A 12,907-nucleotide genomic window follows, 5' to 3' on the forward strand; every position below is an offset into this window, starting at 1 on the left:
TCAGGCTTACCGCGTTATCGTTGACGACCTTCGCGAGCGAGCTCGCTCCTACAGTGGGGAAGCCATGATGTTTAGTGACGGAAGTGGCGCATGCCGGTGAACACCATGGCGATGCCGGCTTCGTCAGCGGCTGCAATCACTTCAGCATCACGCATCGAGCCGCCTGGCTGGATCACCGCCGTAACGCCGGCCTTGGCCGCATTGTCCAGGCCATCGCGGAACGGGAAGAACGCATCGGAGGCCATCACCGAGCCCTGTACCTGCAAGCCGGCATGTTCAGCCTTGATCGCGGCAATGCGCGCCGAGTTCACACGGCTCATCTGGCCCGCGCCGACGCCGATGGTCTGGCGGTTCTTGGCGTAGACGATGGCGTTGGATTTAACGTACTTGGCCACTTTCCAGGCGAAGATCAGGTCGTTGATTTCCTGTTCGGTCGGTGCACGCTTGGTCACTACTTTCAGGTCGGCGCTGCCGATCATGCCGATGTCGCGGCTCTGTACCAGCAAGCCACCGTTGACGCGCTTGTAGTCCCAGGCTGCGGCACGCTCAGCCGACCATTCGCCGCAAGCCAGCAGGCGCACATTGGCCTTGGCTGCCACGATGGCGCGGGCCTCGGTGCTGACGGAGGGGGCAATGATCACTTCAACGAACTGACGCTCGACGATCGCCTTGGCGGTTTCGGCATCCAGTTCGCGGTTGAAGGCGATGATGCCGCCGAAGGCCGACTCGGTGTCGGTGGCGTAGGCCAGTTCGTAGGCCTGGCGGATTCCGCCTTCGGCGTCCGGGCTCACGGCCACGCCGCACGGGTTGGCGTGCTTGACGATCACGCAGGCAGGCTTGACGAAGCTCTTCACACATTCCAGCGCCGCGTCGGTGTCGGCCACGTTGTTGTACGACAGTTCCTTGCCTTGCAGTTGGGTCGCGGTGGCGATGCCGACTTCGGCAGGCGTCGCTTCCACGTAGAACGCCGCGCTCTGGTGCGGGTTCTCGCCATAGCGCATTTCCTGGGCCTTGATGAACTGGCTATTGAAGGTGCGCGGGAACTGGCTGCGGTCAGTGGTCGAAAGGGTTTCTGCGGCCTGGTTCACGGTGCCCATGTAGTTGGCGATCATGCCGTCGTAGGCCGCGGTGTGCTCAAAGGCCTTGAGCATCAGGTCGAAACGCTGGGCGTAGGTCAGCCCACCGCTCTTCAGGCTTTCCAGGACGAAGCCGTAATCGCTGGCGTTGACCACGATGGCCACGTCCTTGTGGTTCTTGGCAGCCGAGCGAACCATGGTCGGGCCACCGATATCGATATTCTCGATAGCGGTCGGCAGGTCGCAGCCTGGTTTAGAGATCGTTGCTTGGAACGGGTAGAGGTTAACGGCCACCAGGTCGATCGGTTTGATACCGTGCTCGCTCATGATGGCGTCGTCGATACCGCGACGGCCGAGGATCCCACCGTGGATTTTCGGGTGCAGGGTCTTGACCCGACCGTCCATCATTTCTGCAAAGCCGGTGTAGTCCGCGACTTCTACTGCGGCCACGCCGTTGTCCTGCAGCAATTTGAAGGTCCCGCCGGTGGAAAGAATTTCCACGCCCAGAGCTTCCAGCTCCCGGGCAAATTCGAGGATCCCGGTCTTGTCGGAAACGCTGATCAAGGCGCGGCGGATCGGCAGGCGGGTAGTCTGGTCGGTCATCTCAATTTCCATCAAAAGCAAAGGAGTCAGCAAAAAAGGCGACCGGTTTTACGCGGGCGCCTTTCTGGTTTGATTGAATGCTTACAGCAAATCGTACTGTTTGAGCTTCTTGCGCAGCGTGCCACGGTTGAGACCGAGCAGCTCACTGGCCTTGGTCTGGTTGCCCTTGACGTAGTTCATCACGCTTTCGAGCAAAGGCGCCTCGACTTCGGAGAGCACCAGGTTGTACACGTCCGTGACGGCAGCGCCCTCAAGGTGGGCGAAATAATTGTGCAGCGCTTTCTCGACACTGCCGCGAAGGGTCTGGCCTTCTTCGCTCGGCGTGTTGAGGTGCTGTTTCAAATTGACGTTGTCGCTCACGGGTGTTGTTCCACTCACTAAAGTCTCGGTCATCATCGTCATGCGGCCACCCCTTCTCCGTCCCCTGTCGCCAGGCTCTTGTCACGTTCGGCGAAGAACTCACGAACGGTGGCGACCTGTGCTTGCGTATCATCCAAATGATTGAAGTGGGCGCGAAACTCCCTGGCGCCCGGCAGGGTTGCGAGATACCAGCCGACATGCTTGCGAGCAATGCGTACGCCCATCACGTCTCCGTAGAAAGCGTGCAGGGCGGCCAGATGCTCTAGCAGAATACGTTCCACCTCGATCAGCTCCGGTGCCGGCAAGGTTTCGCCGGTACGCAGAAAATGCTCGATCTCACGAAAAATCCATGGCCGCCCCTGGGCGGCCCGGCCAATCAACAGGCCATCGGCACCGGTCGCGTGCAGGACGCGCCGGGCTTTTTCGGCCGAATCGATGTCGCCGTTGGCAAAGACCGGAATCGACACTGCCTGCTTGATGGCGGCAATGGTGTCGTATTCGGCTTCACCGGTATAAAGATCGGCGCGGGTGCGGCCATGCACTGCCAGCGCTGTAATACCCGCCTGTTCGGCGATCTTTGCCACCGTCAGGCCATTCTTGTTCTCCCGGTCCCAACCGGTGCGAATCTTCAGGGTGACCGGCACATCCACTGCCGCGACAACGGCATGCAGGATCTCGCTCACCAGTGCTTCATCCTTGAGCAAGGCAGAACCGGCAGCCTTGCTACAGACTTTTTTGGCCGGGCAGCCCATGTTGATATCAATAATCTGCGCCCCCAACTCGACGTTGGCCCGGGCCGCATCCGCCAGCATTTGCGCATCGCCACCGGCGATCTGTACCGAGCGTGGCTCGGGATCACCTTCGTGGATCATGCGCATCCGCGATTTGCGGGTGTTCCACAAGCTCATGTCGCTGGTGACCATTTCCGAGACAACAAGGCCTGCGCCCAAACGTTTGCACAACTGACGAAAGGGCTGGTCGGTGACGCCCGCCATGGGGGCGAGAATCAAGCCGTTTTGTAATGTGTATGGGCCGATGCGTACCGCCGACATAGGACTTCCCTGTTGTGGGGCCGGATCATTAGAGTTCGAAAAAGGGTTGGCATGATACCCGCTCTCGATGACTGGATAAAGGCTGAACTGGATAAAATCTGAACAGTTATTTTCTTATCGCCGCTGGTTTGGTCCTGGGCGGCTCAGTCAATAATCTGCCGTCAAACCTCAAAACCTGAACCGATTCACTCGGGAGAATGGAAACTCAGGCTGTAATTGACCGCTTTATTACCTGGATCAAGGATGTCCATGGCGATGTGAATCGGCGTTTGGGACGGCATCTCGGTTACCCCTGCCAACTCGCCGTTGAGGTACTCGGCGGGCTTGAAGCGCCGGCTGGCGATCAGGTTGCCGTTGAGGTCGGCGAAGCGCAGCTCCAGCAGCGGGAAGGGTTGGGAGAACATTGCGCGGTTATAGATGATCGCGTCGACTACCAGGGCGCCGCTGAACTCCGGATGGCTGCGCACCACCAGGTTGCTGCTCTTGATGTGGTCGATATCCACCCGGGATGGCACGGCGCAGCCCAGTTTCGGGCACAGTTCCTGGAACCAGGGGCGGTAGGCGTCCTGGCGTGCCAGTTCGTCGAATTGATAGGCGATGTATTGGCCGGCAAGGCCCGCGGCGGCCAGCAGCACCAGCAAGGCCCAGAACAGGCGGCGGCCCCAACCCGAAGGGCGCTTCTGGGCGTAGAGGTACAGCGGGTCGTCTTCCAGGTCCTGGAGCACTTCATCGTGGGCGCTGGCGTCGGGGCGAGAGCGCTTGCGTGGCGGCGAGCGTTCTGGCAGTTCGGCTTCAGGTGCGTCCGGTTCGGCGCCGGAGGAGATCACGGGAGGATCGAGGTCGTCCTTGGCGTGGGGCGTATAATCGTCTTGCTCATCGACGGTGTCGAGTGACATCGAAGGTTCTGTGCGTTTGGGTTTGCCTGTGGCCTGTCTGGCCGGCTCAGGTTCGTCATCTGCCGCCTGCGTTACCTGAGTCCGTTCGTCGGGCGGGTTGCTGAACAGGCTGGCTGCCCATTGTTCTTCCTCGGCCTTGGCTGAGTCGCGGGTGGCACTGAAGGTATCTTCCTTTTGCCGACGATCGGCGACCTGCGACTGGGTATGTTGAATCTCCCGGCGTTCAAGCTTGGCCAGTTCTTCGTCAAGGTCCAGGTTATCCAGGTCCAGCTCTTCAGCGCTCCATTGCTTTTGGCTGATGGCCCGTGGTGCCTCGGCTGTCGGTTCTGCGGCCGGAGCTTGAGGCACAGGGGTTGCCGGGCTGGCGTGTTGTTCCAGCAACTGTCGGGCGGCATTGAACACTTGCAGGCACGAGCCGCAGCGAACCACGCCGCGGGCCACGCTCAGTTGAGCGTGGTTGACGCGAAAGCGCGCTTGGCAATGTGGGCACTGGGTGACGAAACTGTCGGTCATGCGGCCATCCGATTCATGCAGGCGCTCATTCTAGCGCCGACGTCCGCTGATGCGTACCCAGCCGTCGCGGTTGGCGATGGGGTCCAGGTCGAAATCCTTGGCATAGGCGCCAGCCACTTCTTCGCCTTGTTCGGCGAGGATCCCGGAAAGTGCCAGGCGACCACCCGGCTTGACCAGGCTCGACAGTTGCGGCGCCAGCGAGACCAGCGGCCCTGCGAGGATGTTGGCGACCAACACGTCGGCCTGCACTTGAGGCAGCTGTTCGGGCAGGTACAGCGGGAATTTTTGTTCCGGGATGTGGTTGCGCCCCGCGTTATCGCGAGAGGCTTCCAAGGCTTGCACGTCGATATCGGTACCGACGGCTTCCTTGGCGCCCAGCAGCAAGGCGGCAATGGCCAGGATTCCCGAGCCGCAGCCGAAGTCCAGCACATTGCAGCCTGCAAGGTCCTGACCGTCGAGCCATTCCAGGCACAGAGCGGTAGTCGGGTGAGTGCCGGTGCCGAAGGCCAGGCCCGGGTCCAGCAGCAGGTTTACCGCGTCAGGCTCGGGAGCGGCGTGCCAGCTTGGCACGATCCACAGGCGCTGGCCAAAGCGCATCGGCTGGAAGTTATCCATCCAGCTACGCTCCCAATCCTGGTCTTCAATGACTTCGCTGTGGTGCTCGGGCAGTGGGCCGCCGGTGAGCAGTTCCATATGGGCCAGGACACTGGCGACCTCGGTACCGTCCTCGAACAGGGCCAGCAGATGCGTGTGGGACCACAGCGGCGTGGTGTTCAGTTCCGGCTCGAAGATCGGCTGGTCTTCGGCGTCCATGAAGGTCACCGACACGGCGCCCACTTCGAGGAAAGCGTCTTCGTAGGTTTCGGCTTGTTCTGGGCTGATGGCGAGACGGACTTGCAGCCAAGGCATGGCGGGCACCTTTGAAAAATGAGTGTGCAGCCATGTCAGGCCGCGAAAGCGCGCAAGTTTACGCCAGCCGCGGGAAGAAGACGACAGGCTGGCCCTATGATCGTTCCCACGCCCTGCGTGGGAATACCGCCCGCACGCTCTGCGTCGCGCCAGTGCGCCACAAACAACAAGGCCGCCCGAAGGCGGCCTTGTTGATCGGTTCACAAACTTACTGGTTAGCCAGCTTGTGTTCCAGGTAGTGAATGTTCACACCACCTTCGCAGAAGCCTTCATCACGAACCAGATCCCGATGCAGCGGGATGTTGGTCTTGATGCCGTCGACCACGATTTCGTCCAGGGCGTTGCGCATGCGGGCCATGGCCTCGTCACGGGTCGCGCCCCAGGTGATCAGCTTGCCGATCAGCGAGTCGTAGTTGGACGGAACCTTGTAGCCGCTGTACAGGTGCGAATCGACGCGAACGCCGTTGCCGCCTGGGGCATGGAAATGCTTGACCATGCCAGGGCTTGGGATAAAGGTCTTCGGGTCTTCGGCGTTGATCCGGCACTCCAGGGAGTGGCCGTGCATCTTCACGTCGTCCTGGGTGAACGACAGGACATTGCCAGCGGCGATGCTCAGCATCTCCTTGACGATGTCGATACCCGTAACCATCTCCGATACCGGGTGCTCTACCTGCACACGAGTGTTCATCTCGATGAAGTAGAAACGGCCGTTTTCGTACAGGAACTCGAAAGTACCGGCGCCACGGTAGTTGATGTCGATGCAGGCCTTGACGCAACGGGCCAGGACTTCCTGGCGAGCTGTTTCATCCAGGCCCGGTGCCGGGGCTTCTTCCAGTACCTTCTGGTGACGTCGTTGCAGCGAGCAATCGCGGTCGCCCAGGTGGATGGCGTGGCCCTGGCCGTCGGACAATACCTGGACTTCTACGTGACGTGGGTTGGTCAGGTATTTTTCCAGGTAGACCATCGGGTTGCTGAACCAGGCGCCCGCTTCTTCGCGAGTCTGCTTGGCCGCCTCGATCAGGTCTTCTTCCTTGTGCACTACGCGCATGCCGCGACCACCGCCGCCGCCAGCGGCCTTGATGATCACCGGGTAACCGACTTCGCGACCAATGCGCAAAGCGGTTTCCGGGTCTTCGGGCAGCGGGCCGTCGGAGCCGGGCACGGTTGGCACGCCGGCTGCGATCATCGCGGACTTGGCCGATACCTTGTCGCCCATCAGGCGAATGGTGTCGGCTTTCGGACCAATGAAGGCGAAGCCGGATTTTTCCACCTGTTCGGCGAAATCGGCGTTTTCCGCGAGGAAACCGTAGCCCGGGTGAATGCCGTCAGCGCCGGTCACTTCAGCGGCCGCGATGATGTTCGAGACCTTCAGGTACGAGTTCGTGGCCAGTGGCGGGCCGATGCAGATGCTTTCGTCCGCCAGCTTCACGTGCATCAGTTCGGTATCGGCCGTCGAGTAAACAGCGACGGTCTTGATGCCCTCTTCCTTACAGGCGCGCAGGATACGCAGCGCAATCTCACCGCGGTTGGCGATCAGGACTTTTTGCAGTTTCTTCGCAGGTTTCAACATCGAAGGTGCTCCGCGGTTCAAACGATGGTGAACAGCGGCTGGTCGTACTCAACCGGCTGACCGTTTTCTACCAAGATGGATTCGATGACGCCGGCTTTTTCAGCGGTGATGTGGTTCATCATTTTCATCGCTTCAACGATGCAGATGGTGTCGCCCACTTTCACGGTCTTGCCCACTTCAACAAAGGCTGGCGAGGTCGGTGCCGGGGTACGGTAGAAAGTGCCGACCATAGGCGACTTGACCACGAAGCCGTTCAGGACCGGAGCGGCTGGCGCTGCGGGTGCGGCAGCGGCAGCGGCGGCAGGTGCTGCTGCGACAGGCGCCGGTGCTTGCATCTGTGGTGCGTAGAACTGTTGAGCCGGGGTCTTGCTGTGACGGCTGATCCGTACGGATTCCTCGCCTTCCTTGATCTCCAGCTCGTCGATGCCAGATTCTTCCAGCAGTTCGATCAGTTTCTTAACTTTACGGATATCCATGAATCATCAACTCCCAAGGGTCGGTCAGGGGCGTTTAGCCTGTTCTTCAAGTTGTTCCAGGGCGGCCTCCAAGGCCAGTCGGTAACCGCTGGCGCCAAGGCCGCAGATCACTCCTACCGCAACGTCGGAGAAGTAAGAGTGATGGCGGAAAGCTTCGCGTTTGTGCACGTTGGATAAATGCACTTCGATGAATGGGATGCTCACCGCCAGCAGCGCGTCACGTAATGCAACACTTGTGTGCGTAAAAGCGGCGGGATTGATCAGGATAAAGTCCACGCCTTCGCCGCGCGCGGCATGGATACGATCAATCAACTCATACTCGGCATTGCTTTGCAGGTAGAGCAAATGGTGGCCGGCATCACGGGCCCGTCGTTCCAGATCGAGGTTGATCTGTTCGAGGGTGACTGCACCGTAGACGCCCGGTTCACGGGTGCCGAGCAGGTTCAGGTTGGGTCCGTGCAGAACCAGTAAGGTCGCCATCGGCTGTTCCTAATTATTAGTGTGGGCATGGCAGAACCCGGCGACTATGCCGCAAAGCCTTTGTGACTGTCCAGTTCTCTGCAATAGCCAGCACGATTAGCGAGGATTGCGCAAAATATGTGACTGTGGCTCAGGATTCGGTCACTGCAGTGATCATTCCCACGCAGTACGTGGGAATGATCACATCGCAGTCATACGCGGAAGGCTTGGACGGCGGTGTTGAGCTGGCCGCCGAGCACCAACAAATGCTCGCCCTGACTACGTCCTTGGCCTATGCGCAGCAGGTTATCCTCACCCAGTTGATGAATCCGCTCACTGTTATCGCGAATTTCACTGACAGCACCACTCTGCTGCGCGGTTACATCGGCGATACGTACCGCCGTGTCGGAAATGGTCTGGATAGCCCCGACGATTTCATCCAGCGCACCATCAGCTGCCTGGGCCTGCTGGGCGGTGGCTTGTGCGTGCTCGACCTGGGCGCGCATGCCTTCCACCGATTGCCGGGCGGCGGTTTGCAGGCTGGCAATCAAGGCCTGGATTTCGGTGGTGGCGCCGGCCGTGCGCTGGGCCAGGGAACGTACTTCATCGGCGACCACGGCAAACCCGCGTCCAGCCTCACCGGCCCGGGCTGCCTCGATCGCGGCATTGAGGGCCAGCAGGTTGGTCTGGTCGGCAATCGAGCGAATCACTGTCAGCACGCTGCCGATGGTGGCGGATTCCTCTGCCAGCTTTTCAATCATCTGCGCATTGCCTTGAACCTCCCCGACCAACGCATGCAGGCCGGTCAAGCTCAAACCGATCACCCGTTGACCCTGCTCAACAGCCTCGCCCGCGCTGCGGCTGGCATTGGCGGCCTGGCTGGCGTCACCGGCGACTTGCTGGATCGTGGCCTCCAATTCTCCAAGGGAGTCACGAATCTGCGCCGTGTCACCGGCCTGACGCTCGGCGCCGTCGTGCAAGCCGCTGCTTAGTTGGGCCAGGGTACGGCTGCTGCCGGCCACTTGTTCGGCGTTGCCTCTGATGGTTCCCACGAGATCCACCAGGTAGGCCTGCAGGCGATTCAGGGAGGCTTCGATATCGTGCAGTTCGCGGTTGGTGTTGCCCAAAACGATAGGTTGGCTGAAATCACCTTCTGCCCAAGTCGACAAGGCTGGTGCCAAGTTGGTCAGCACTCGCGCCAAACGTCGTTGCAAGGTGTCGATAAGCAGCGCTATCAGCAGAATCAAGCCGATCATCAGCCCTTGCATCACCCGTACTTCGCCTTGGATTTGCCCGTGCTGGGCCCGCACCACGGGATCAAGCCCGGCGATGGCTTGCTGCACGGCAGCGATTTTCAGATGGGTGGCGCGGGCCAGGTCCGCCCGCTGGCGGATTTGCTCACGGGTGCGCTTGAGTTCGGTGGGGTAGCGGGTCAACAGGTTGTTGAGTTCTCGTTTGAGGTTGACGCCGACGTCTTGGGCGACGGCTTTTTCGGTGTTTTCCAGCCCCATCAGCGCCGAGAAGTCATTGGTATTGGACTCGGTGCTGGCGGTCACACCCAATAACGGGAGTTGTTCGAGCTGATCCGCCTGGCTGCGGATATTGGCCACTTCCCGCTCGACCTCGTCAGCCAGTTCGCTGCGACCGCTGCTGACCAGTTTGTCCCGGGCCAGGGACAGTTTGGCCAAGTGCTGGGAGGCTGCCAGCAAGGGCAGCAGGTAGCGCGGGGCGTCGGGTGAATTGGCGCCGCTGGCATACTGGCTCAGTTGCTCCAGATTGGCCCCCAGCTCACGTTCGGCTTGTAGTAATAGCGCTTGCGGATCGCCGGCCAGTTTGCCGGCGGCCAGCAGGTCGGTCTTGCTGAAACCCTCCAGATCGATAAGGCTGGGTCGCAGGCTTTGTGCCTGCTCGGCTGGCAGCTTATCGACCTGCTGCAACAGGTTCTCCAGGCTCTGACTGGCGTTGCTCAGCCGTAGTGCGTCGCCGCTGGCCAAGTAGTCGGTGATATTGCGCGCCGCCTGGTTCTGAAAGGTCTGCGACAACCCCAGGTAGCGTTCCATCAACAGGTAAGGTCGTTCCAGCGCCCGTTGCGACCACCAAAGTGTAGCGGCCAGGGCCAGGCATACGGTGACCAGAAGAAGGGTATTCAGGTTTGTCAGCAGCTTCAGGCGCATGCGTGGTTTCAACCGACAGCAGAAAGTAAGTGCCTGAAGTTATTGCGTTTGTATTACATGGTTATGACGGAATCGGTGGGCTCCGGTGAAAAGATGGCATTTTGCCTTGCTTGCTGTGTGGGCTGTACTCGATTGCGTCCAGCACTTGGCGGCACTGCAGGTTGCGGTTATTCATTTATCAACCTGTGTGGGGGGGCAGGCGCAAAAAGCGTGCATCCTCTATAGTCGAGCCATTCCCGCGTGCCGGTTTGATTTAAAGCGCCGCTTACCGGCACGATGGGGTAGGGTTGTGGTCGTAGATTTTAACGCACGCCATCAATTCAAGTGCATGAACTCAAGTGATTGAAAGGATATCGCCATGCTGGACTGGAAAAATCGTGCAGGCAGTGCAAAGGGCCCGGACCCCGAGCCCAAGTCGGCCCCCCGCAGCTATTTTCGTAACCTGCTGATGAGCCGGGCCCTGCTTTCCCTGATCGTCCTGTACCTGTTGGTGACTGGCGCCCTGGGTTGGTACTGGAGTGAAGAGCCCGCCCTGTTTCCAGTCCAGCAGGGTGCCCAGATTGCCGCCGAGAAGGAAGGCAAGCAAATGGTGGTGGGATACACCACCGTGGAAACCCTCAAGACTGTGGTCAGCACCTTGCTGAACAAGCCCGGTGGCTACATCTCCAACGACCGTTTCCCGCCAGGTTTGTGGATGGACAATATGCCGAGCTGGGAATATGGCGTGCTGGTCCAGGTACGTGACCTGACCCGCGCCCTGCGCAAGGACTTTGCCCGTTCCCAGTCGCAATCGGCGGAAGACGCGGATCTGGCCAAGGCCGAGCCGCGCTTCAACTTCGACAACAAGAGCTGGGTACTGCCGTCCAGCGAATCGGAATACCAGGAAGGCATAAACTCCCTGAGCCGCTATGAAGCCCGGTTGTCGGATCCAAACCAGAAAGGTGCACTGTTCTACGCCCGTGCCGACAACCTGAACAACTGGCTGGGGGATGTCGCGACCCGCCTGGGTTCGTTGTCGCAACGCCTGTCGGCCAGTGTTGGCCGGGTCAAGCTCAATACGGCATTGAAAACCGAAACGCTGGCGCCGGGTGAAATGCCGCAGGTCGATGAAGAAGTGGTGGAAACACCTTGGATGCAGATCGATAACGTGTTCTATGAAGCACGCGGCCAGGCTTGGGCCTTGTCCCATTTGCTGCGCGCCATCGAAGTTGATTTTGCTGATGTCCTGGCCAAGAAAAACGCCACGGTCAGCGTGCGCCAGATCATCCGTGAACTGGAAGCGTCGCAGGAAACGGTGTGGAGCCCGATGATCCTCAATGGCAGCGGTTTTGGCATCCTGGCCAACCACTCGCTGGTCATGGCCAACTATATTTCCCGGGCAAACGCTGCCGTGATCGACTTGCGCCAGCTCCTCAACCAAGGGTAATGATGGACGCTTCCTCCAAGGAAGCCGCACACCGCGCGGCTTCCGATGCTGAATTGATCGCGTGGGTCGACGAGCAGGACAACCTGCTCGGCGCTCTGGTACGTTCTGACCTGCGCAAGCGCGGCCAGATCGGACGCGGCACCTACATCATGTTGTTCAATTCGGCCGGTGAACTGTGCGTGCACCGTCGTACCCTGAGTAAAGCCATCTATCCGGGATATTGGGATGTGGCGGCCGGCGGGATGGTGGCGGCGGGCGAAAACTATGAACAATCGGCCGCCCGTGAGCTGGAGGAGGAACTGGGTGTCAGCGGGGTCGAGTTGACTGCCCATGACCATTTTTTCTTTGAAGACCCGGGCAACCGGCTGTGGTGCTCGGCGTTCTCGGCGGTGTGGGACGGGCCGTTGCGCCTGCAGCCTGAAGAGGTTCTGGAAGCGCGTTTCATGCCCATCGAAGACGTTCTCAAGGATGTCCAGGCAAAGCCCTATTGTCCGGACTCCCTGGCCGCCTTGAATCGTTACCTGGCCTCGCGTCGCTAAACTTGTATGAATTGACGCTTTTTGGCTCTTAGCAAGCAGGCTTTTTGTCGTTACACTGCGCGACTTTTCAAGCTGAACCGCTATAGCTTCATGTAGGCGCGAGCTTGCTTGCGAGAACCGCAAGGATGACGCGTGGGGCCTGAAGGCCCGCGTTATCGTTGACGATCTTCGCGAGCAAGCTCGCTCCTACAGGGTTTTTCGGTTCAGTAGCGCTGCCCCTGCCTGAGTGGGGCTTCGCGGTCGGCGGCCCGGTTGGGTGCTGATCAGTCTTTGTCCTCCCAAGAGGATTGCCGGTGGCCAAAAAAGCCGCATCCTTCGCCGCCCTTGGTGGCTTGGTATTTTCCACCGACGCAGGTCGACATTGCCCGGACTGTCGCCAGCCCGTGGACTCATGTACCTGCAAACAAACCCTGATTCCCGAAGGCGATGGTATTGCCCGCGTACGTCGCGAGAGCAAAGGCCGTGGCGGCAAGACGGTGACCACCATCACCGGCGTGCCCCTGGCCGAAGACGCGCTCAAGGAACTGGCCACTACGCTGAAAAAGCGCTGCGGCACCGGTGGCGCCCTGAAAGATGGGGTCATCGAAATCCAGGGCGAGCACGTCGAGTTGCTGTTGGCCGAGCTGATCAAGCTGGGTTACAAGGCGAAGAAGTCCGGCGGCTAGCAGCCTCTGTGAAAAACACCCCTGTGACCTTTTCGCCTCCATGGTGCTCACAGAATGGTTTTCACAGAGCCTGTTCCTGACCGGTGTCTAAACTCTGTCGTGCAAGCGGGGTCTACCCCTCTCACAGGCAAATCGTCATTTTCATTTTTTAGACTGCGCCAGCCTCGAAACGAGGATGGTGCTCTTCGA

12 protein-coding genes are annotated in these 12,907 nt (G+C 60.0%); 3 read left to right on the forward strand and 9 right to left on the reverse strand.

The window, feature by feature from the left end; all coding sequences use genetic code 11:
- Nucleotides 1–71: 71 nt before the first annotated feature.
- The 9 genes from purH to GIR22_RS19770 all read right to left on the reverse strand — a co-directional run bounded on the left by purH (nt 72) and on the right by GIR22_RS19770 (nt 10,088).
- Entirely contained in the window at nt 72–1,679 is a 1,608-nt protein-coding gene (purH, locus tag GIR22_RS19730) for a bifunctional phosphoribosylaminoimidazolecarboxamide formyltransferase/IMP cyclohydrolase (protein WP_154744944.1), read from the reverse strand.
- Nucleotides 1,680–1,760: 81 nt separating this feature from the next.
- Nucleotides 1,761–2,081 carry a DNA-binding transcriptional regulator Fis gene (gene fis / locus GIR22_RS19735; RefSeq protein WP_003186237.1) on the reverse strand — a complete coding sequence of 107 codons (321 nt, stop codon included), beginning with the start codon at nt 2,079–2,081 and terminating at the stop codon, nt 1,761–1,763.
- The gene (gene dusB / locus GIR22_RS19740; protein ID WP_154744945.1) at nt 2,078–3,091 is read right to left on the reverse strand and encodes a tRNA dihydrouridine synthase DusB; all 1,014 of its coding nucleotides are present in this window, start codon (nt 3,089–3,091) and stop codon (nt 2,078–2,080) included. The genes fis and dusB overlap by 4 nt, the downstream gene beginning before the upstream one ends.
- A gap of 185 nt (nt 3,092–3,276) precedes the next feature.
- Entirely contained in the window at nt 3,277–4,500 is a 1,224-nt protein-coding gene (locus tag GIR22_RS19745; RefSeq protein ID WP_154744946.1) for a DUF3426 domain-containing protein, read from the reverse strand.
- A 30-nt stretch (nt 4,501–4,530) separates the two neighbouring features.
- Complete coding sequence (gene prmA / locus GIR22_RS19750) at nt 4,531–5,409, reverse strand: 50S ribosomal protein L11 methyltransferase (protein WP_154744947.1); 879 nt, start codon at nt 5,407–5,409, stop codon at nt 4,531–4,533.
- A gap of 208 nt (nt 5,410–5,617) precedes the next feature.
- Entirely contained in the window at nt 5,618–6,979 is a 1,362-nt protein-coding gene (accC, locus tag GIR22_RS19755) for an acetyl-CoA carboxylase biotin carboxylase subunit (RefSeq protein ID WP_154744948.1), read from the reverse strand.
- A gap of 17 nt (nt 6,980–6,996) precedes the next feature.
- Nucleotides 6,997–7,455, reverse strand: a complete 459-nt coding sequence (accB, locus tag GIR22_RS19760; protein ID WP_154744949.1) for an acetyl-CoA carboxylase biotin carboxyl carrier protein — start codon at nt 7,453–7,455, stop codon at nt 6,997–6,999.
- Between the two features lie 24 nt (nt 7,456–7,479).
- Entirely contained in the window at nt 7,480–7,935 is a 456-nt protein-coding gene (gene aroQ / locus GIR22_RS19765; RefSeq protein WP_154744950.1) for a type II 3-dehydroquinate dehydratase, read from the reverse strand.
- A gap of 191 nt (nt 7,936–8,126) precedes the next feature.
- The gene (locus GIR22_RS19770) at nt 8,127–10,088 is read right to left on the reverse strand and encodes a methyl-accepting chemotaxis protein (protein ID WP_154744951.1); all 1,962 of its coding nucleotides are present in this window, start codon (nt 10,086–10,088) and stop codon (nt 8,127–8,129) included.
- A 358-nt stretch (nt 10,089–10,446) separates the two neighbouring features.
- Between GIR22_RS19770 and GIR22_RS19775 the strand changes: the two genes are divergently transcribed.
- The 3 genes from GIR22_RS19775 to GIR22_RS19785 all read left to right on the forward strand — a co-directional run bounded on the left by GIR22_RS19775 (nt 10,447) and on the right by GIR22_RS19785 (nt 12,718).
- Nucleotides 10,447–11,514 (forward strand): DUF2333 family protein, encoded by a 1,068-nt coding sequence (locus GIR22_RS19775; protein ID WP_154744952.1) that lies wholly within the window; start codon nt 10,447–10,449, stop codon nt 11,512–11,514.
- A gap of 2 nt (nt 11,515–11,516) precedes the next feature.
- Nucleotides 11,517–12,053 (forward strand): NUDIX hydrolase, encoded by a 537-nt coding sequence (locus tag GIR22_RS19780; protein ID WP_154744953.1) that lies wholly within the window; start codon nt 11,517–11,519, stop codon nt 12,051–12,053.
- A gap of 293 nt (nt 12,054–12,346) precedes the next feature.
- Nucleotides 12,347–12,718, forward strand: a complete 372-nt coding sequence (locus GIR22_RS19785) for a translation initiation factor Sui1 (protein ID WP_122538523.1) — start codon at nt 12,347–12,349, stop codon at nt 12,716–12,718.
- Nucleotides 12,719–12,907 lie beyond the last annotated feature (189 nt).

The sequence above is a fragment of the Pseudomonas karstica genome (assembly GCF_009707515.1).
Classification (GTDB): domain Bacteria; phylum Pseudomonadota; class Gammaproteobacteria; order Pseudomonadales; family Pseudomonadaceae; genus Aquipseudomonas; species Aquipseudomonas karstica.

What these genes read in the sequence shown, in the direction of transcription:
- purH (WP_154744944.1), bottom strand. Translation starts at nt 1,679, where the DNA reads ATGACCGACCAGACTACCCGCCTGCCGATCCGCCGCGCCTTGATCAGC.
- fis (WP_003186237.1), bottom strand. Translation starts at nt 2,081, where the DNA reads ATGACGATGATGACCGAGACTTTAGTGAGTGGAACAACACCCGTGAGC.
- dusB (WP_154744945.1), bottom strand. Translation starts at nt 3,091, where the DNA reads ATGTCGGCGGTACGCATCGGCCCATACACATTACAAAACGGCTTGATT.
- GIR22_RS19745 (WP_154744946.1), bottom strand. Translation starts at nt 4,500, where the DNA reads ATGACCGACAGTTTCGTCACCCAGTGCCCACATTGCCAAGCGCGCTTT.
- prmA (WP_154744947.1), bottom strand. Translation starts at nt 5,409, where the DNA reads ATGCCTTGGCTGCAAGTCCGTCTCGCCATCAGCCCAGAACAAGCCGAA.
- accC (WP_154744948.1), bottom strand. Translation starts at nt 6,979, where the DNA reads ATGTTGAAACCTGCGAAGAAACTGCAAAAAGTCCTGATCGCCAACCGC.
- accB (WP_154744949.1), bottom strand. Translation starts at nt 7,455, where the DNA reads ATGGATATCCGTAAAGTTAAGAAACTGATCGAACTGCTGGAAGAATCT.
- aroQ (WP_154744950.1), bottom strand. Translation starts at nt 7,935, where the DNA reads ATGGCGACCTTACTGGTTCTGCACGGACCCAACCTGAACCTGCTCGGC.
- GIR22_RS19770 (WP_154744951.1), bottom strand. Translation starts at nt 10,088, where the DNA reads ATGCGCCTGAAGCTGCTGACAAACCTGAATACCCTTCTTCTGGTCACC.
- GIR22_RS19775 (WP_154744952.1), top strand. Translation starts at nt 10,447, where the DNA reads ATGCTGGACTGGAAAAATCGTGCAGGCAGTGCAAAGGGCCCGGACCCC.
- GIR22_RS19780 (WP_154744953.1), top strand. Translation starts at nt 11,517, where the DNA reads ATGGACGCTTCCTCCAAGGAAGCCGCACACCGCGCGGCTTCCGATGCT.